The sequence below is a fragment of the Gluconacetobacter entanii genome (assembly GCF_013155425.1).
Classification (GTDB): domain Bacteria; phylum Pseudomonadota; class Alphaproteobacteria; order Acetobacterales; family Acetobacteraceae; genus Novacetimonas; species Novacetimonas entanii.
This window is the reverse complement of the sequence record NZ_JABJWD010000055.1, coordinates 1-20,464: the sequence shown is the minus strand read 5'-3', so window position 1 is coordinate 20,464 and position 20,464 is coordinate 1. Positions and strand designations below refer to the sequence as shown.

Annotated in this window: 15 protein-coding genes; 6 read left to right on the top strand and 9 right to left on the bottom strand. The window is 62.6% G+C overall.

What is annotated here, in order from left to right; all coding sequences use genetic code 11:
* Positions 1-74: 74 nt before the first annotated feature.
* The 3 genes from HNH97_RS10170 to HNH97_RS10160 are packed head-to-tail and all read left to right on the top strand — an operon-like array spanning position 75 to position 3,333.
* On the top strand, positions 75-941 hold the full coding sequence (locus HNH97_RS10170; protein ID WP_171790795.1) for an aminotransferase class IV: 867 nt from the start codon (positions 75-77) through the stop codon (positions 939-941).
* Positions 938-1,993, top strand: coding sequence for a DmpA family aminopeptidase (locus tag HNH97_RS10165; protein WP_171790794.1), 1,056 nt, complete (start codon positions 938-940; stop codon positions 1,991-1,993). The genes HNH97_RS10170 and HNH97_RS10165 overlap by 4 nt, the downstream gene beginning before the upstream one ends.
* A 14-nt stretch (positions 1,994-2,007) precedes the next feature.
* Positions 2,008-3,333 (top strand): amidase, encoded by a 1,326-nt coding sequence (locus HNH97_RS10160; protein WP_171790793.1) that lies wholly within the window; start codon positions 2,008-2,010, stop codon positions 3,331-3,333.
* A gap of 60 nt (positions 3,334-3,393) precedes the next feature.
* On the opposite strand, the gene HNH97_RS10155 is transcribed toward HNH97_RS10160, so the two are convergent.
* The 6 genes from HNH97_RS10155 to HNH97_RS10130 are packed head-to-tail and all read right to left on the bottom strand — an operon-like array spanning position 3,394 to position 10,135.
* A complete protein-coding gene (locus HNH97_RS10155; protein ID WP_171790792.1) occupies positions 3,394-4,380 on the bottom strand; it encodes a LysR family transcriptional regulator in 987 nt (328 codons plus the stop codon).
* Positions 4,381-4,429: 49 nt separating this feature from the next.
* A complete protein-coding gene (locus HNH97_RS10150; RefSeq protein WP_390669850.1) occupies positions 4,430-5,434 on the bottom strand; it encodes an ABC transporter ATP-binding protein in 1,005 nt (334 codons plus the stop codon).
* Positions 5,431-6,474: an ABC transporter ATP-binding protein gene (locus HNH97_RS10145; protein ID WP_390669852.1), complete on the bottom strand. Its 1,044-nt coding sequence runs from the start codon at positions 6,472-6,474 to the stop codon at positions 5,431-5,433. The genes HNH97_RS10150 and HNH97_RS10145 overlap by 4 nt, the downstream gene beginning before the upstream one ends.
* Complete coding sequence (locus HNH97_RS10140; protein ID WP_171790813.1) at positions 6,464-7,438, bottom strand: ABC transporter permease; 975 nt, start codon at positions 7,436-7,438, stop codon at positions 6,464-6,466. The genes HNH97_RS10145 and HNH97_RS10140 overlap by 11 nt, the downstream gene beginning before the upstream one ends.
* Before the next feature lie 13 nt (positions 7,439-7,451).
* Positions 7,452-8,456 carry an ABC transporter permease gene (locus HNH97_RS10135; RefSeq protein ID WP_171790791.1) on the bottom strand — a complete coding sequence of 335 codons (1,005 nt, stop codon included), beginning with the start codon at positions 8,454-8,456 and terminating at the stop codon, positions 7,452-7,454.
* Entirely contained in the window at positions 8,456-10,135 is a 1,680-nt protein-coding gene (locus tag HNH97_RS10130) for an ABC transporter substrate-binding protein (RefSeq protein ID WP_171790811.1), read from the bottom strand. Before HNH97_RS10130 ends, HNH97_RS10135 begins: the two co-directional genes overlap by 1 nt.
* A 1,064-nt stretch (positions 10,136-11,199) precedes the next feature.
* On the opposite strand from HNH97_RS10130, the gene HNH97_RS10125 reads away from it, so the two are divergent.
* The gene (locus HNH97_RS10125; protein WP_171790790.1) at positions 11,200-13,695 is read left to right on the top strand and encodes a TonB-dependent receptor domain-containing protein; all 2,496 of its coding nucleotides are present in this window, start codon (positions 11,200-11,202) and stop codon (positions 13,693-13,695) included.
* Between the two features lie 61 nt (positions 13,696-13,756).
* Entirely contained in the window at positions 13,757-15,700 is a 1,944-nt protein-coding gene (locus HNH97_RS10120; protein ID WP_171790789.1) for a CocE/NonD family hydrolase, read from the top strand.
* A gap of 256 nt (positions 15,701-15,956) precedes the next feature.
* Here HNH97_RS10120 and HNH97_RS10115 read toward each other — a convergent pair whose 3' ends face one another.
* The 3 genes from HNH97_RS10115 to HNH97_RS10105 form a co-directional block, all read right to left on the bottom strand.
* Positions 15,957-17,570 carry a serine hydrolase gene (locus HNH97_RS10115; protein WP_265176054.1) on the bottom strand — a complete coding sequence of 538 codons (1,614 nt, stop codon included), beginning with the start codon at positions 17,568-17,570 and terminating at the stop codon, positions 15,957-15,959.
* Between the two features lie 242 nt (positions 17,571-17,812).
* Complete coding sequence (locus tag HNH97_RS10110; RefSeq protein ID WP_110914570.1) at positions 17,813-18,706, bottom strand: LysR family transcriptional regulator; 894 nt, start codon at positions 18,704-18,706, stop codon at positions 17,813-17,815.
* Positions 18,707-18,814: 108 nt separating this feature from the next.
* Positions 18,815-19,744, bottom strand: coding sequence for a serine hydrolase (locus HNH97_RS10105; RefSeq protein WP_244949391.1), 930 nt, complete (start codon positions 19,742-19,744; stop codon positions 18,815-18,817).
* A 217-nt stretch (positions 19,745-19,961) separates the two neighbouring features.
* Here HNH97_RS10105 and HNH97_RS10100 point away from each other — a divergent pair, with 217 nt between their 5' ends.
* Positions 19,962-20,438, top strand: a complete 477-nt coding sequence (locus HNH97_RS10100; RefSeq protein WP_171790787.1) for a DUF2946 family protein — start codon at positions 19,962-19,964, stop codon at positions 20,436-20,438.
* Positions 20,439-20,464: the final 26 nt, after the last annotated feature.

The following is a 20,464-nucleotide window of genomic DNA, read 5'->3' as shown; positions in this document are numbered from 1 at the left end:
AAATATCAATTCGACGCCTGTCATATCCGGGTCCATAATGCGCCATTATTCATTTCGCCATACCGGAGCACGACATGGGGTCACTGATCTACCTGAACGGGGAATTCCAGCCTGCGGAGAGCGCACGGATTTCTCCCTTTGATCGGGCCTTCCTGTTTGGCGAAGGGATTTACGAAGTCTGCCTCCTCGTCAACGGACGGTTCGTGGACATGGACAGCCACCTTGCGCGACTGGACCGCTCCCTTGCCGCATGTGGCATGACCCCACCGCCCGAACGCCCGCAGCTTGAACGGATCATCAACGACCTTGCCCGGCGCAACGGTGTTACGAACGGCCTTGCCTACCTGCAGGTGACGCCCGGCGCGACGCCGCGCTCCTTCACGGCCGTGCCACAGGACCGTGCCACCCTGTTCATCCTGACGCAGGCGCAGGATTTCCTGTCGGCCCCGCACCTGTCACGCGGGATCACGGTGCAGGTGCAACCTGACATCCGCTGGCTCCATCGCGACATCAAGACCATCATGCTGCTGCCGCAGGTCATGGCCAAGCGCAGCGCGCTTGCCAACGGGTTCGACGATACCATCTTCATTGATGAACAGGGGATCACGGAAGGCTCCTCCTCCAACATCTTCATCGTCACGGATGCGGGCACGCTGGTCACGCGTCCCCTGTCGGACCATCTGCTGGCGGGATGTACGCGCCAGCGCATCATCACGCTGGCGCGGGACGCCGGGATGACGGTGGAAGAACGCATCATCACGCGCGATGAACTCTCCCGCGCGCCAGAGGTCTTCGCCACCAGCGCGACATACCTGGTCGTCCCCATCACCCGCATTGATGACCATGTCGTGGGGGATGGGGGGATCGGCACGGTCACCAGACGCCTGCAGGAGGCATATATCGCCTTTATCCGCGCCCTTGCCGCCACGGGTGCGCCATGACGCTCGACAGTCCCGCGCGCCGTTACAGGCTGGGCTGCGGCATCCTGCCGCCCGGCCCGTATAACGCCATCACGGACGTCCCCGGCGTGCGCGTCGGGCACCGCACGCTGCGCAACGGCCCCGTCCAGACGGGCGTCACCTGCGTCCTGCCCCATGATGGCGACCTGTTCCGCGACCGTCCTCTTGGCGCGGTGCATGTCTTCAACGGGTTTGGCAAAAGCGTCGGCCTGATGCAGGTCGAGGAGCTCGGCCAGATCGAAACGCCGATCCTGCTGACCAACACCCTGTCCGTCAGTGCGGGGGCCGAGGCGCTGATCCGTGACGCCATCGGGCGCAATCCCGAAATCGGCCGCAGCCTGTCCACGGTCAATCCGCTGGTATTTGAATGCAATGACGGGCGCATCAACGACATACAGGCCCTTGCCGTAACACCGGATGACGCAATGCAGGCGATACGCGACGCGCAGGGCGGCACGGTGGCGCAGGGCGGTGTCGGGGCAGGCACCGGCATGACGGCCTTCGGTTTCAAGGGCGGGATCGGCACATCTTCGCGCCATGTCGCGGCGGGGATGCACCAGGGGATGCTGGGCGTGCTGGTGCTGGCCAATTTCGGCCTGCCCGGCGACCTGACCCTGCCCGATGGACGCCGCATCGCGCCCCCGGCCGCCCCGACCCCGCATGATGAACGCGAACGTGGTTCCGTCATCATGGTTGTCGCGACCGACCTGCCGCTGGATTACCGGCAACTGCGCCGCGTCATCCGTCGCGCGGGCGTGGGGATCGGGCGTCTGGGGTCGTTCTGGGGCAATGGCAGCGGCGATGTCGCGGTGGGTTTCTGCCCCAGCGTGCGTTTCCACCTGCATGAACCCGAAGGCGTCATCAACCGCCCCATGCTGAACGAGGCACATATCGACACGCTGTTCCGCGCGGCGGCCGAAGCCACGCAGGAGGCCGTGCTCAACGCCCTGTGCGCGGCAACCCCCGTCACGGGACGCAACGGCGTGGTGTTTCCCGCCCTGTCGGACGTGCTGGCGGCCCACCCGCACCCATGACGTCGAGCGCCGGTATGACAGGGCACCTCCGCCATGCGGACCTTCCTGCGTTCACCCGCACGGAACTGGCCCGGATGCAGACGCGTGACGCGGGCGTGCATGCCCTGCGCCATGTCCGGCACGCGGCAGTCACGCAGGATGCACAGGCGCTGGCCCGCCTGCCTGAACAGCAGCGTGCGTCCCTGCCGCTCTATGGCCTGAACATCGCGGTAAAGGACAACATAGATCTCGCCAACACCCCCATACAGGGGGGCAGCCGCCTGTTTGCCGGGCGCATTGCGGCGCATGATGCGTGGATCACCGCCCGCCTGCGCGCGGCCGGCGCCCTGTTTCCCGCCGTGACCAGCATGTGTGAACTGGCATGGGGGACGACGGGCGAAAATGCCGTGGGACCACGCACCCGCAATCCGCTCGACACCCGACTGGACCCCGGCGGGTCAAGCAGCGGGTCCGCCGCCGCCGTGGCCAATGGCCTTGTACCGGCGGCGCTGGGCACGGATACGGCGTGTTCCATCCGTTTTCCCGCGCATTGCTGCGGCATTGCGGGGTTCAAGCCCACGGCCAAACGCTGGGACATGGCCGGCATCATGCCCCTTGTCCCCAGCCTCGATCATGTTGGACTGCTGGCCCGCACCGCGCGCGATGCGCTGCACCTGTTCCACGCCATCGAACATGGCACGCCCCCCGCCGCCCATCCGCCCCACACGCCACGCATCGGCATCCGGTGGGAGGGATTTGAAAATTGTGACGCCAGCATCATAAAGGTCATGAACCAGCTTCTGTCGGCGCTGCGTGAGGAAGGCGCCATGACCGTGGACTGCGCCACGACGCTGCATGCCCGGACATTGCCTGTCACCGGCGCGCTGTTTGCAGAATCATGGCTGGTCTGGCGCAATGCCGTGCACAAAAGCCCCGATGCCCTCTCCCCCACCCTGCGCGAACGCCTGTTACGGAAAAGTTCCGTTCCCTTCAGTGAAATCGAGGACGCACGTCGTGAACAGGCCGCCATAAGGGCGGATATGGACCGCATTTTTGAAACATGCGACCTGCTGCTTGAACCCACGGCGCAGGTGACGGCCCTGCCCCCGGATGACATGACGGCCGAACACCCCATGCTGGCCTCGCGCAACTGCACGTTGACGAATATCAGCGGCCATCCTTCCATCAGCATCCCATGCGGGGAAGATGATGCGGGACGCCCGGTTGGCGTGCTGCTGAGTGCGCGGCGCGGCAATGACAGGCTCCTCCTTGAACAGGCCATCTGGCTGGAGGACCTGATCGCCCGGCAGAGGTTGCGCCGGGTTTTTCCGGTTTCGTATTTTTTTGAAAACGTGATTTAATCTGAAGCTTTTTGAAAAAAGCTTCACCAAAAACTTTTGTCGGTTTCCGGCATCATCCCGTCAGGCATGGGCCGGGGCAAACCTGCTTGCGCGTGAGGTGAATACGTCCCACACCCGGTCACAGACCGGGCGCGCCGCATTGGCATGGCGATACAGGCGTGTCTCCACCTCCAGCACCAGCGCGGGGTCATGGGTGACAGGCACCAGCACGCCATGGGCAAGTTCCTCACGGATCAGCCCTTCGGGCAACCATGCCACCCCCCATCCCGCCCGCGCCATCGACATCAGCCCCACCGACAGCGTATCTTCGCAGACAGTCCGCCGCCGAAAGGTGTCATGCCGCGCAAAAAGCTTCGACAGGGCAACGCCAAAGAACGATTCATCGCCATAGCTCAGGTAATCGACCGGTTCCGCGCTGGCCATCGCATGATGCACCTGCGCCCTCAGTTCCGGCGCACAGACAGGCAGCACCCGCTCCGTCCCCAGCCGGATGAAGGGAAACAGCGCCGGGTCCAGATGGAACGGCACAAGAGGATGGGCATAGGTCAGGAAAAAATCCGCCCCCCCCGTCACCAGCCGGTTGAGGTTGTCTTCTATCCCCCCAAGGTCGGGTGTCACCTTCAGGCGCGTCATGGGCGGCATGTTGTCGCGGCTGCCGAAATAATGCGGGATCAGCGTCAGCGCCAGCGTATGCAATGCCGCAATCGTCACGACCTCGAACGGGTCCGATGGGGGTGGGCAGACACTGCGCTGCGCCCTGTAGAAGGCGGAAACGATCTCGGTCGCTTCCTCCAGGAAACGCCTGCCCTCCACCGTCAGTTCGGCGGGATAGCTGACCCTGTTGACAAGGGGAGCACCCGCCCATTGTTCGAGCTGGCGGATACGCTTGGAAAATGCCGGCTGGCTGACATTGCGTTCACGCGCCGCACGGGAAAAACTGAGGGTCCGTGAAAGGCATACGAAATCCTCCAGCCATTTCAGTTCCACAATCCCGCCCCTTTCCGGTTCATGCAGGCCGCATGGCGCAAAGGTAGCATATATTCCCACGCAATCCGCAAATTTCATTCCTGAATCACGATGAATGCAGGGCGGCGCGTCAGTCCCCCGAAAGCGGGAAATGGCAGGCCGCCTCATGCCCGGGACGCACCGGGCGCAAGACCGGCTCCTCGACGCGGCAGCGCTCCTGCACATGGGGGCAGCGCGTGTGGAACCGGCAGCCCGCCGGGCGCGCGATGGGGCTTGGAATATCCCCACCCAGCGGCACGGCGCGCATCCCCCCCACTACCGGGCGCGGCACGGCGGCGGTCAGGGCGGCGGAATAGGGATGGGCCGGATGGTGCAGTACGCTGTCCGTCGGGCCCAGTTCGACCACGGCGCCCAGATACATCACCGCCACACGGGTGGAAATCTGGCGCACCACGGCAAGGTCATGCGCGACAAAGACGTAGGTCAGGCCCAGCCGCGCCTGAAGGTCCATGAACAGGTTGACGATCTGCGCCTGCACCGAGACATCGAGCGCGGAGACAGGTTCATCCGCCACCACCAGTCGCGGTGACAGCGTCAGCGCGCGCGCGATGTTGATGCGCTGGCGCTGGCCGCCGGAAAATTCGTGGGCATAGCGGTTGAGCGCGGCGCGCGGCAGGCTGACCAGTTCCATCAGTTCATGCAGGCGCGCCGTGATGACGGCGGCCGAACGCCTGCGCCCATCGGCATCGGGATGCACCCGCAGCGGTTCCGCAAGCAGGTCGCCAATACGCCGCCGCGGGTTGAGCGAGGCATAGGAATCCTGAAACACCATCTGCATGCGCGTCCGCAGCGGACGCAGGGCGCGTTCCCCCAGCGTGGTGATGTCCTGCCCTTCGAACAGGATCTGCCCCGACGTCACATCCATCAGCCGCAGCAGGCAGCGCCCCAGCGTGGATTTGCCACATCCCGATTCCCCCACCAGGCCCAGCACCTCCCCCGGCATGACCGACAGGGAAATTCCATCCACCGCCTTGAGCGTCTGCCCGCGTGGCAGGGCATAGGTCTTGCGCAGGTCACGCACCTCCATCAGGGGGGCGGTGTCGTCTGGCATCGTTTCTGCCGGCTGTGCGCTCATGCGGGGACATCCTGCGTGGCGGTGGCCACGGTGCGGGGTGGCAGGGGCCTGCCCTCCGCCGGCAGGACACAGGCCGCTTCCTGCGCGGGGCCGACAGGGACCAGTGGCGGTGGCGCGGGAAGGCAGCTTTCATGCACATAACCGCAGCGCGGGCCAAAGGCGCAGCCCACCGGGCGTTCCAGCGGCGCGGGCGGCACGCCCGCGATGGTCGGCAGGCGTTCGGGCCGTGGGCCGTCCAGCGGCGGGATGGAGGCCAGCAGCGCCGCCGTATAGGGATGGCCCGGATGCGCGAACAGCACATCCGTCGGCCCGGTTTCGGCCACCCGCCCCGAATACAGCACCAGCGTGCTGTCACAGGTTTCGGCCACCACGCCCATGTCGTGCGTGATCATCAGCACCGAAGACCCATGCGTGGCGCGCAGCGAGCGGACAAGTTCGAGGATCTGCGCCTGCACCGTGACATCCAGCGCCGTGGTGGGTTCATCGGCAATCAGCAGGGCCGGATTGCACGACAGCGCCATGGCGATCATCGCACGCTGGCGCAGTCCACCCGAAAGCTGGTGCGGATAACGGTTGGCCGTGCGTTCGGGGTCGGGCACCCCCATTTCCCCCAGCAACCGCACCGTGCGCGCACGCGCCTGCCTGCGGGTGACGTGTTCATGCGCGCGGATCTGCTCATCTATCTGCCAGCCGATGGTATAGACGGGGGTAAAGGCCGTCATCGGGTCCTGAAAGATCATGGCGATCTGCTTGCCCCGCAGGCGCCGCATCCGCGCGGGCGCAAGGCCCACCAGTTCCTGCCCGCGAAACAGCGCGGATCCGGTGATGCGCACGCCCGGACTGTCGATCAGCCCCATGACCGCCATGGCCGTCACGGACTTGCCAGACCCGGATTCCCCCACGAGGCCAAGGATCTCGCGCTCGCCCAGGGTGAAGGACACATGCTCGACAATCGGGATCATGCGCCCGCCCGAAGGGAAGCTGACGCACAGGTCGCGCACCTCCAGCAGGGGGGCGGGAGAAGACATGTCAGCGGCCATCACGCACCCTCGGGTCAAGAAACACATACAGCACGTCCACCGCCGCATTGGCCATCACCACGAAGACGGCGGAATACATCACGGTGGCCATGATGACCGGCAGGTCGAGGTTGTTCAGCGCCTGGTACGTCAGGTGCCCCACGCCGGGCAGGCCGAAGACGACCTCCGTCAGCAGCGCGCCACCCCCGACAAGCTGCGCGAAATCCAGTCCGAACAGCGAGACGAAGGTGATCATCGACGTCCGCAGCCCATGCCACAGCAGGATGCGCACCGGCGACAGGCCCTTGGCGCGTGCGGTGCGGATGAAATCCTCCCCCGACAGCGCCACGAGGTCGGCGCGCAGGACGCGGCTGTAGATGCCGATGAACATGACCGCCAGCACGATCCACGGGATCACCAGCGCGCGGAACCAGCCCAGCGGGCTTTCGGAAAACGGGATATATCCCAGCCCCGGCACCCACGAAAACAGCCATGTGTCGTGATAACGGCTCTGCGTCACAAGGTTCGTCACCTGCCCCAGCCAGAAGACCGGCATGGAAATCCCGATCAGCCCCAGCATCATCAGGGTCCGGTCCACCCATGTATCCTTCATCGCCGCAGCCAGGGTCCCCATTGCGATCGACACCACGACCCAGATCGCCGCAGCCCCGCAGACCAGCGACGCCGTCACGGGGGCGGCGCGCATGATCTCCGGCACCACGAGTTCGCCGCGATCGACGTAGGAGGCAAGGTCGCGCGTGATGAACAGCTTTTTCATCATCGTGGCGTACTGCACCGGCATGGACCGGTCGAAGCCATATTCCTTGCGCACCTTCTCCATCACGGCGGGCGACGCATTGCGCCCGGCGATGCGCGCCGTGGGGTCCGCCCCCGGCGTTGCAAAGAACACCACGAACACCAGCGCCGAAATCCCGAACAGCACGAAAAGCGTCTGTCCCAGACGGCGCAGCAGGGCAAGCATCATGACCGCGCCCCCTTCACGACGAACGCCGCGCCGCGTCACGCACATCCAGCGCGTCACGCAGCCCGTCGCCAAGGATGTTGAGCGCCAGCACAACCACCACGATCGCAAGGCCCGGCGCCACCGCCACCATGGGACGGGTATAGATCAGCCCCTCCCCATCCTGGATGATGGTCCCCCACGACGCCGCCGGTGCCTGCACGCCAAGCGAGAGGAACGACAGCGCGCTTTCCGCCAGCAGCGACAGCGCCATCAGCAGCGGGCCAAGCATCACCAGCGTGGTGGTGACATTGGGCAGGATATCGCGCACGACGATGCGCCAGCGCGGCACGCCAAGGCAGCGCGCGGCGGTCACGAATTCGGCCTGCCGCAACGCCATGACCCGCCCGCGTATCGGCCGCGCGGCATAGGGCACATAGACCAGCGCAATGATGAAGATGGGGATGAACAGGCTGTCGGCGCGCACCGTAAGCGGGCCGAGGCGCAGGCCGTGGCTGACGGTGACGATCGAAAGCGAGATCGCGAACAGGTACACCGGCACCGCCCACATGATGTCCATCACGCGCGACAGCAGCGCATCAATGATCCCGCCCGAAAACCCCGCAACAATGCCCGCCGTGGCCGCCAGCACGAGGCAGACCACCGCCGCACAGGACGAGACCAGCAGCGAATTGCGCCCGCCATACAGCAGGCGCGAGGCAAGGTCGCGCCCCTGGCTGTCCGCGCCCAGCAGGTAGGTCGCATGCCATGTCGGGCCAATGGGGCTGAGCCCGAGGTGGAGCGGATTGTCATTGGGCTGCATGATATCGACCTCATGCCCGTCGAGCATGATGCTGCCCGCCACGTTGGAGGTGAAGGGGTCCGTATGCGCGACATGGTGGGCGTAAAGTGGTGCGAGCATGCAGGCCAGCGTCACCAGCGCCAGCGTCGCCAGCGCCGCCATGGCCGAACGGTTGCGCGCGATGGAACGCGCGGCCTGACGCCACGGGCCTGCGGGCGGGGCCGGAAGGTCCTGCGCCATTACCGCACCCACGCCCGCGCGACGAGCATGTGGTAGAGGGTGTGGTAGGCGTAGTTCCCCAGGCGGGGGGAAACCAGGTCTACGTCCTTGATGGCAAGAAGGGGCACGGCGGGCTCATCACTGTTGATCATGTTGGAGGCCTGACGCCACAGGGCCATGCGGATCGGATCGCGCGGTTCCTGAAGCGCCTGATGCATGATGGCATCGAGCGCGGGATTGCAATAGCCGGGAATGTTGATCGAATTGTCGGAATGCGGATGGAAGCTGGAGCAGGCAAACAGCAGGTACAGGAAGTTGGAAGGCGACGGATAATCACCAAACCAGCTTGTCAGGCTGATCTGCACGTTGTTCGCACTGTTCTGGATATAGGAAAACTGCACCCCCCGGCTGATCTCTCGCACCGATGCCCTGTAGCCGATCTGCTGCAGGCGGTCACGCATCCATGCCCCGATCCCACGCTGTGTTGAATCCGTCTGCACGACGATGGTCACGGCCTGCCCCTGCGTCCCGCTTTTCGCGACAAGTTCACGCGCCCGCGCAAGGTCGGGCCGCGGCCATGCCGACGCATCGCCCCCCGGACCGGGCGCAAGGGTATAGGGACACTGTCCCCGTGGCGGCATCACATTGGGGGGCGCCATGTCGCACATCGGGGTCGCCACCGCCGGGCCGCCATAGAAGATGGCCGCCGCATGCCGGTCCAGCGCCCATGCCACCGCCTGCCGCGCCATGACATTGTCAAAGGGCGGGATGTTGACGTTGAGCGGCACATAGACGATGTGCAGCGACGGGTTGATATGAACCCGGTCGGGGAAACGCGCGCCAAGTTCGCCCAGCCGGTCGAGGGGCTTGACCTCGAACATCCAGTCATCATGCCCGGTCTCCACCGACGTGACCTCGTCCTCGTCACGCAGGCCGAAGCTGTAGGTGATCGTATCGACATACCCTTCGGGCTGCGCGGCATCGCTCCACGGGTGGAAATACGGGTTGCGCGCAAGGTGCAGCGACTGCTGCGGGTCGTAGGAGACGACGCGATAGGCCCCCGTCCCCACCACCGGCGTCGTGCCGACATCATGGTCAGGCGTGTCGGCAGGCAGGATCACGGCATGGGGATAGGCCAGCTTGGTCAGGAATTCCGCATCCGGTTCGACAAGGTGGAACGTGATGCGCCCGGTTGCCGGGTCCACCTGCACCCCCTCGGACAGGGTGCAGGCATGGGGCTGGCGCAGGCAGTCCCGCGCGCCGACGATATTTTCATAAAAGCTGCTGGCGGTGGGACTGCCGACACGGAAGATGCGCCGGAAGGAAGCCAGCACATCCTCCACCCGGACGGGCCGCCCGTCGGAAAACCTGATGCCCGGACGCAGGTGAAAGGTCCATGTCCTGCCCCCATCCTCGGGCTGGGGCAATGCGGTGGCCAGGTCCGGCACGACCTCGTCCCCCGCAGCACCCCCGGCCTTGCGATAGGTCAGGAGGCCATCATAGACGGCCGAAAAAATCTGCAGGTAAACCGGGGTATAATGCAGTTGCGGGTCCAGCGTGCCGCCCGACGTACTGCCCAGCAGGCGCAGTTCCCCGCCACGATGGTCCTGCGTCGCCGCCCGTGCCGTGGCGCACAGGCAAAGGAGGACAGACACAGGCACCAGCAGGTAACGGGACAGGTAACGCGCGGACCACAACATCAATCGCAACTACTCATGCCCCAAACATCACTGGCGGTTCCATGCCCCTCCCCTGCGGTTCCGGGCCGGAACAGGCCCGCACGCGCCAGACATGACATTCGCGAAAGCCCCTGATGCCAGAACAGGTGTTGCATAACAACCGGGCCAACGACCCGGACCTGCCGACCGCCATGCCTGACGTATGGACAGCCAGTTGGCATGGCGGCATGTCCCGCCGGAAAGGCGTCATTGTTACTACACTGTACTGGATCAGCGACAATATCCAATTCCATCTGATCATGGGGATATAACCAGCGGTTATAGCGTGGCGTGCCCGATGCGCACACAGGCGTGACATTTGCACATCCCGTTGATATAACACGATTATCAAGGATATCCCGTGGGAAAAGTGCGACATTCCTGCCACAGGGACCCACCTTAACCCATGGCTAACAAGAACTGGTCATATTTGGAATTGACATGAAACCGCCCCCACTGAAATAGTCTGCCGGAGATCAACAGTTCTGGGGGGATTGGGAGCATGAATATATTCCAAAGCCAATCCAGGAACAGTCCCGATCTTTCGGTGGGGCCTGTTGTCGGGACGCAGAAATATCCTGACACAATCAGGGAATTATACGTGACGCGACCTGTCTGATGGGTGTTGGCAGGCAACTTGCGATGCCCGTGGCAGGACGCTTTCCTGCATCCGTTCCCTTCGCGGGGCTCTATGTAATTTCATATAAATGATCCTGTAATCAGAGGGTCATCGCGCCTTGTTTCATGACAGGACAAATAGAGCGGCCCTTTGTCACAATATGTCATTACATGTATGAAATAAGCACGGGCAGGCAGGGGTTGCCCTGTATTATCAGGCCATAGGCCGACCACTTAACTTCAGGTTAAGAAGAACATGATTTTTTGTTATTGACAAAGAACGAATCAACCTAAAACATTTCGGTATAGAACCGAATGATATCAACCTGATCCCAACCATACCAAAACCAAGATTACGTGCCGTTTCCGCAGAACATGTCGCAACCCGATCTGAGGCAAGGTAACAAATGCTCAGCAAGCCTGGACCCATGCAGTATTCAAAAAAGAAATCGTGGCTTCTATTCTGTACGGCGATAACGGGGTACACCCTGCTTTCGTCCATCGGGACCTGTGCTTCGGCCTCTGCCGCGGACACGACCGCCACGACAACGACCGCCACCACCCATCGCACCACCAAGGCGACCACGAAGGGCACGACCCGGGCACGCACGGGCACCGCGACGCACCAGCTCGCCAGCAAGACGCCCGAAACCCTGACGGTCAGCGCGGCGCGCGTGCGCAGCCACGGGTCCGAGGTCGCGGTGACACGCCAGGTCATGGACCGTTTCGTCGAAGGCACGAACCCCATGCAGGTGCTGGCCCAGACCACGCCGGGGGCGAACTTCACCTCCACCGACGCGTTCGGCCTCGATACCTATGGCAACACGTTCTACGTGCGCGGCTTCACGCAGATGCAGATCGGCGCGACCCTTGACGGCATGCCGCTGGGCACGCAGGGCTTCGCCAACGACAACGGCGTGTCGATCACGCAGGCGATGATCCAGGACGACATCGGCGGCATGACGATGTCACAGGGCGCGGGCGCGCTGGATTCGTTCTCCACCCAGAACCTCGGCGGCGCGATGAGCTACGTGACGTCGGACCCGAAGGACAAGGCGGGCGGCAAGGTCAGCCAGACCTTCGGCAGCTATAACGCGTTCCGTACCTATGGCCGCGTGGACAGTGGCGTGCTCAACTCCACGGGCACGAAATTCTACGCCTCCTTCGCCCGCACCGATTCCAACCTGTGGAAGGGCCAGGGCTACCAGGACGAACTGCAGGCGGACGCCAAGGTGGTCCAGCCTCTGGGTGATCGTGGCAAGCTGACGGCCTTCTTCGGCTATGGCGACTTCACGCAGTCCAACTACCTGACGCTGACGAAGAACATGTGGCAGAAGATGGGGCGTGACACGACCTACCTCAAACCTGATTACGAAAAGGCCAAGCTGTGGGCCTATTATGCGCAGTATACCGACCAGGTGCCGTCATCGGTGCAGGGCATACTGAGCAATGACGAGGTCGGCGATTACGCCTGGGATGCATCGCAGTTGCAGCGCACCTACCTGTCGAACGTCTCCCTGCATTACGACATCTTCAAGAACGTGACGTCTGACACGATCGTCTATGGCAACGTGAACAGCGCCATCTATGGCGGCACCAACAACTTCCTGACCTCCCCCTCCTACGGCCCCGTGTCGCTGAACTCCGACGGCACCGTTTCGGGCGTTCCCATGGCGCTGATCGGCAGCCACGCGTTCATGCGTCGCCTTGGCTTCACGCAGAAATTCGCGATCGAGGCCCCGCATCACAACCATATCGAAACCGGCATCTGGTACGAAAACAACAAGTGGGTCTATAACGAACGCCTGTATGAGGACGGCCTGACCTCCGGCCACAACGACGATTCCGACATGCCCGCGGGTTCCGGCGCCACGTGGTTCAACAACAGCTTCAACACCAATACCTTCAGCTTCTTCCTGCAGGATCGCTGGACGATCATGCCGGGCATGACGCTGCTGGCGGGTTTCCGCTCCATGACGCAGACGACGCATGGCGGCACGAAGGCCGACTATACCGACAAGCTGATCGCCGAAGGCTGGAACGCCTATTACCGTCACCCCGTCAACGGCAGCATGACGGCGTCGGATGCGTTCCTGCCGCACTTCAGCTTTGATTACCACTTCCTCCGCAACCATGAAGTTTACTGGGATATTGCGGAAAACATGCGTGCCTACGACTACTATTCGCAGACGGATACGGATACGGCATGGGGTGGCCTGGGCAATTCCACCACTTCGGCGCAGACGGTCTTTGACCAGAACAAGAGCAAGCTGAAGCCGGAACGGACCTGGAACTATGTCGTGGGTTACCGCTACAACTCGCGCTACTTCTCTGGCTCGGTGGATTTCTACCACACGGATTATTACAACCGCCTTGCGGCCATTACCGAAGGGTCGGCCAACAACGCGAACAATGCCTTCCTGAACGTCGGCCGCGAAACCATGAACGGCGCGGACGTGCAGGGCACGGTGCGTCCGTTCAAGGGGCTGGAAATCACCAACAGCTTTAGCTGGAACAACGCCGAATACCAGAGCAAGTCCATCAACTACAGCGGCACGACTTACGATATCAAGGGAAAGCATCAGGTTTACTATCCCAAGTTCATGTATAAGGCGAACCTGAACTACACCTACAAGCGGGCGATGTTCAACTTCAACGTGAACTATATCGGTTCGCGTCCCATGACCTACATGAATGACGAGAAGATCCCGTCCTACTGGCTGGCAAACCTCAACCTTGCCTACAACTTCGGCAAGATCGGCTTCACCCGTAACCTCAAGACCACGTTCGGCATCACCAACCTGTTCAACACGAACTATATCGGTGGCGTGTATGGCGCGGCATCGGTGACCGGTGATGACAACGCCAACCTGTTCGTCGCGGCACCGCGAGAATTCTTTGGCACCATCTCGGCGGAGTTCTAAGAACCGCCTGACAGGCCGGGCTTTCGGGTCCGGCCTCTTTTCTGTACGCTGCGTGAGACCGATGATGAAAAAGATACTCCTGCTGTCAGGATGTTTTGCTGCTTTCTCCATGGCCGCCATGGCGCAGGAGGCACCGCCGGGCGGCATTGCCCCCGACATGCCGGACAAATTCCAGGTCGTGGATTCCAGCTTCGATTATGTCCGCAAGGATGTCATGATCCCGATGCGCGACGGGACGAAGCTTTATACCGTCATCCTGATCCCCAAGGCCGCGCATGATGCGCCCATCCTGCTGACGCGCACGCCCTACAGCGCCGACCGCATGGTCTCCTACGCCTATAGCGGGCATATGAGTTCGATCATGCAGGGCTATGACAACATGCCCGACGTGATCGCCGATGGTGGCTATATCCGTGTCATCCAGGACGTACGCGGCAAGCATGGTTCCGAAGGCAGCTATGTCATGGCCCGCCCGCTGCGTGGTCCGCTGAATGGCACGCAGGTCGATTATTCGACGGATACGTGGGATACGATCGAATGGCTGATCCACAACCTTCCGCAGAGCAACAAGAAGGTCGGGATCATCGGGATCTCGTATGATGGCTATACCGCGCTGACGGCGCTGTTCCACCCGCATCCGGCGCTCAAGGTCTCGGTTCCGATGAACCCGATGGTCGATGGCTGGATGGGGGATGACTGGTTCCACAATGGCGCCTTCCGCGAGGAAACGCTGCCCTACATCTACACCCAGGATGCGACGCGCAAGAGCACACCGAAATGGTGGGCCAGCGAGTATGACGCCTATGACGTGTATCTCAAGGGCGTGTCGGCCGGCATGGTGGGCAAGTCGCGGGGCATGGAGCAGATCGGCTTCTTCAACCAGATCCTGGCGCATCCGGCCTATGATTCCTACTGGCAGGACCAGGCGGTGGACAAACTGCTGCAGAAGGAGGGGCTGAAGGTTCCGACGATGCTGGTCCACAGCCTCTGGGATCAGGAAGACATCTATGGCGCGATCGCAACCTATTACGCGCTGCAGAAAAGCCCTTCGTCGGCTTCGAACCTCTACCTGACCATGGGGCCATGGAACCATGGTGGGGAGGCGAAGGAAGCCGGCACGCTGGGCGATATTGATTTTCATGCCGATACCGGCCTGTATTTCCGCAAGAAGGTGCTTGAACCCTTCCTTGCGCATTACCTGAAGGATCCCTCCATTCCCCTGCCCGCACGCGTGACGTCGTTCCGCACCGGGGAGAATGTGTGGGAATCGTCCAATGCCCTGCCATCGGCAGACTGCACGTCGGGATGCACCAGCCTGCATTTCCAGCCGGAACACGGACTGGCCTTCACCGCCCCTGCCGCCGGCGCGGGCACGCAGCAGTATGTGTCGGACCCGGCGCATCCGGTGACCTATATCCCGCGTCCCGTACTGACCAAGGGCGTGCCGGGTTCGCCATGGGCGAAATGGCTGACGATGGACCAGCGGAACTTCTCCGCCCGGCCTGACGTGCTGACCATGACGTCGGGTGTGCTGACGCAGCCCTTTACGATCAAGGGGCAGCCGGTTGTCCATCTGACGGCCTCCACCACGGGCACCGATGGGGATTTCGTGGTCAAGCTGATCGACGTGTATCCTGACGAGGTCCCCGAACAGCGCGAGATGGGCGGATACCAGTTGATGGTCAGCGCCGACATCCTGCGCGGACGCTATCGCAAGAGCCTTGAACACCCTGAGGCCATCCCCGCCAATACGCCGCAGTTGTACAAGTTCAACCTGCCGGTGGCGGACCATACCTTCCTGCCCGGACACCGGATCATGATCCAGGTGCAGTCAAGCTGGTTCCCGCTTTACGACCGCAATCCGCAGACATATGTGGACAATATCTTCCTTGCCCCCGCCAGCGCCTACAAACCGGCGCAGATCAGTGTGGACGTCGCCAATAGCTGGATCGACGTGCATGCCCCCACACCGGCGGCCGGTATCTTTGCCCCGCAGAAACCCTGATCCCCTGCGGCGACATCAAAAAAGGGGCATGGGAATTTCGATTCCCATGCCCCTTTTTTTTTGCAAGATGACAGGATGTTCCCGGGGGATTTCTTTTTTGAAAATGCGGTGTTTTTTGAACCTTTTTTGAAAAAGCTTCACCAAAAACTTTTGATATTTAATGGCGTGCTCCGGACAAGCGTTTCCAGAACACAGCCATTCCTGAATTTACAAAAGCTTTTGGTTCTTTTTCAAAAAAACCTGCCCGTCCCGCCAATCAGGGCTGGTCCGAGACCCTGTGCGGATGCAGGTCCTGCGCGTCAAAGCTGAAATCCGATCCCACAACCTGCATCCTCATGTCCGTAACCTTGCCGGTCATGTCACGCAGGAACTGGACATAGCAGTCATCCTCCGCATCCTGTGCCCGGTTATCCCACCGCACCACGAACAGGTCATGCGGCAGCGCCGACAGCACGCCCGAAAGCCCGATGGCCTTGTCAAAGGTCAGCCGCAGTTCGGCACCTTTCTGCGTGACATGCATGTTGCCGCGCCAGTCATCATGATACAGCCCGACATAATCATGCGCCGCCTGCGCGGACAGCGTGATGAACGGACGCGCGGGCGATCCGGGACCATCCGTGGCCGCCGCCTTCGCCTCCGCCGCTTCCTTTGCCGTGGCCACATCCTTCCAATGCTTGACCCAGTCCTCGCTTTTCCCTGTCACGACAAGGGAATTGAGCGTCGTCTCTATGGCATAGGTCGCATGGTTGTCATCATGGTTGGTCAGGACCACGATCCCGGTCTTCATTTCCGGCAGGAACGAGATATAGCTGACCATCCCGTCGATCGTTCCCGTGTGCCACACACGCTTCTTGCCGAAAAAGTCCTCGGTGAACCAGCCATAGCCATAGGCACGGAAATGTCCCTGCGTCGCCGGTGCGGTATCCGGCAGCGGCAGCAGCGCATGCGGGGCCCAGACCGTATCACGCTGCGCGGTGCTGATGATGGTCTTGCCTTCGGGCGTCTTCCCGCCATTGAGGAACATCTGCACCCAGCGGCCAACGCCATCGGCACTGCACCAGATCCCGCCTGCGGGCGCCACGGCGGGCAGGCGCAGCGTGGCGCGATCAGGCAGGTCGGAATCTTCCCCTTCCCCCGTCGCGACATCCATCTGCCCCTTTACCGGCGGCGTGCTCTGGCAGGCAGGCAGTCCGGCGGCATTGATCAGGTGCAACTGGACATAATTTTCCCAGCTTGTACCACTGATTTTCTCCACCAGTGCCCCTGCGACGACATAAAGCAGGTTGTTATAGGCATAATCCATCCGGAACGGCGCGGTAAACGGCATGTAGGGCAGCGCGGCCAGCACTTCTGGACGGGTGTAGGTGCTGTGGGAAAACAGCATCATGTCACCCGCGCCCTCGCCCATGCCGCTATGGTGGGTCAGCAGGTCACTGACACGGAAATCGCGTGTGATGGCGGGATCGGCCACGCGGAATTCCGGCATGTGGTCGATGACCCGGTCATCCCATTTCAGCTTTCCCGCATCAACAAGTGTCGCAAGCGCGGTTGTCGTGAATTCCTTGGTATTGGACCCGATGGCAAACAGCGTGCGCGTATCGACATCACCGCTGTGCGCGTCCTCCCCCCGGCGGCCATATCCACGGGCAAAAACGACCTGCCCGTCATGCACGATCGCCACGGCCACGCCGGGCACATGGAACGCATCGCGCGCGCGCGCGACGACATCATCGATCTGCGCGGCAGTAAGCCCCGCCGGCAACGCAGGCGCCGCCCATGATGAAGAAACCGCAAGGGGCAGCACCGCAAGCGACACTACGCCCATTTCCCCGATGCAACGGGCGATCCGCCGCACAAATGACTTTTTCACTACCGGTTGTCCTGACGCTGCTGAACACAAGATGGCGTCGTCACACACATGGCATGGCACCACCCGTAGCAAAGCATGAAATCCGCGCCCTGTCCCATAACCAGATGCTACCCGGCCTTAACCTGGGGTATGTCGGCCGCGCAATCATTCACATCATGAAACCGATGAAATTTTCTGGTGAAGATTTTTTCAAAAGGCCCTGAACATGCGGCACCTTTCTCAAAAAAGGCACTACTGGCGCCTCAGTGACGCAGCCGTTCAAGGTCCACATCGAGTTCCGTCCGCAGAAGCGACAGGATATCGCGCGAAATATGCGAAAGCGCGTAATCCGCCCGGAACAGCACCGTGCAGGCCACATGCAGCGGTGGCGAAATCGCGTGCGGTTTCGACAGGCCGGGATGATGCAGCGCGGTCAGGGCATCGACAATGGCGCACCCCGCCCCCAGCCGCACCAGTTCGGCCGCCATGTAATGCGTGCGCACCCGCACCGACGGGGCGGTGCAGACACCCGCCTCCTCCATCGCCATGTCCAGCAGGCGCGCGGTCGGGTCATTTTCGCTCAGCCCGATGTAACGGGTCGGGTCGATCCGCTCCAGCACGACCGCCTTCCCGTTATGGTCACCGCCATCAATCAGCAGCAGCGGCACATCGGCAATATGGTGGGAACTGACCCCGTCGCATGAATAATCCCCGAACACGACGCCAAGGTCGAGGTCATGGTTGAGGATGCGCGACACGATTTCGGTACCATGGAGGGTATCGATCGTCAGTTCCGTTCCCGGGTGGCTGGCGTGGTAGCGCTGGATCACCCGCGGCACGAGGCTGAGCCCGAGGCTGGGAACACAGCCGATGCTGATGCAATGGCCATCGCGGGCATAGCGCAGGTTGTCGGTCAGGCGCTTGAGGTCCGACAGCTTGCCAAAGATCGTGTTGACATGCGGCAGCATGATCTGCGCCTCACGCGTGGGGACAAGGCGGCCACCCGTACGTTCGAACAGGGCAAAGCCCAGCGACTGTTCCGCGTAACGCAGCACCTTGCTTGCGGCGGGCTGGGAGACATGCAGCACCTCCGCCGCGCGACGCAATGATCCCGTCGTCATGATCGCATAGAACACTTCAATCTGACGCAGCCGCATGTCTTACAAGGCCCCCGTAACCTGGCTGGTTATCCAATGCCGCGCGCCGTGCCAGAACCCACGGCCCCATGCGACACGCAATCGCATGACACCCGAAAATGACCCGCCTTACCCGCCCTTCGCCGCATCCCTTGCGGGTGCGGAGACAAAATGGTCATAGACCTGTCGGGAAATGGTGTTCAGCACCCGGATGCCCGCGGCCTCGTCCGGCAGGGACTTCGTCAGCATCACAAGGATATAGTGACGCCCGTCCGGCAGGAAGACGATGCCCGCATCGTTGCGCACGCCCTCGACCCAGCCGGTCTTGTGCGCGACCGGGGTGCCCGAAGGCAGGCCGGGGGGGATCATGTCATTGAAATGCTGCCCGCGCAGGATGTCGATCATCGCCGCACTCTGCGCCGGGCCAACAATCTCCCCATGGTCGAGCTTCTGCATGAACTGGCCCAGCCCCCTGGCCGTCATCTCGTTGCGGATGCCCTGATCGTTGGCGTCATAATCCTCGATCATGCGGCCAAAGCGCACGCCGCGCAGGTGCTGCGCCTTCATGACGGCATGGATATAAGGCACGCCAATCCGTTCGATCATCAGGTTGGTGGCGAGGTTGCTGCTGTACTGGATCATCACGCGCACCAGTTCGGACACCGCCACGGGCTTGCCGATCTGTGCATAGAGCGGATCGTAGGAATCCTCCTTCTGCTCCAGCGCGAAGCTGCGCGTTCCCACCAGCGAATGGAAGCTGTTATGCACGACGATGGTCTCCTCCGGATGGAGGGTACCCTTTGTGAACATGTCATAGGCCGCATCCATCACGAACAGCTTCATGGTGCTGGCGGCGTTGATGTACTCCCTGCAGTTCAGGCAGACCTGGGGGCGCTGTCCCGACATCGCGGCATAGACGGCGAAATATCCCGGCTGCCCGGCGACGGTTTTCGCCACGCCATCGGCCAGCGTCGCGGCCTGCACGGGGGCTGCGGCACAGGCCAGCGCAACGGTTGCGGTCACGGCGCCGCGTCGCAGGATTGCAAAGAGTCCGGACATGACCATTCCTTTTGTAAGCCGGCCTGTCGGGCCGCGCCATTCATGCAGCTTGAAGACGCCATGACCGCCTGGCGGGCATGGCGGAAGATTCGTTGCGGACGGGCCGCTGCACCATTCCGGGTTCGACACATTATACCCGCCTGCGGATTTGACAAGCGTTGCCACGTGGCCGACATTGTCGCGCATTCGTGAAAAAACAGGCACGTCTTTCCGGTCCATGGCACGCATCCCCCACCCTGTGACAGGCCAAACCGCCCTCCGCTGGCTGGTTGTCGCGTGCACGTTGCTGGGCTTTGTGGGGCAACTGCTGGTGCTGGGCCGCGCCCTGCCGGGGGAGATGCCGCGCGCCACGATCGCACGCCTGACCGGTATAGATATCGCGCCACCCGCCCCGATGGCCGGATGCGACGACACCACGATGGCCATGGGCGAAGCCCCTGCCGCCATCGGCCATGCCGTTGCCCATGCCCTCGGCCACGGCCTCCAGCATGACACGGCCCACCATGACCATGACGGGTCGTGTACGCTGTGCCCGCTGCTGCACCTGCCCGCCATCGCACTTGCGGCGCTGCCGTTCATGCCGCTGCCCCCCATGGCGTGGGCGCGTGCGCGTGTCCGCCCGGGGCAGCCACGCGCGCCGCCGGCGATTTCCCCTGGCACCCCTCCCTCCCGCGGGCCGCCCCCTGCTGCGTGAACCCTGGCGCCAGCATGGACTACAGG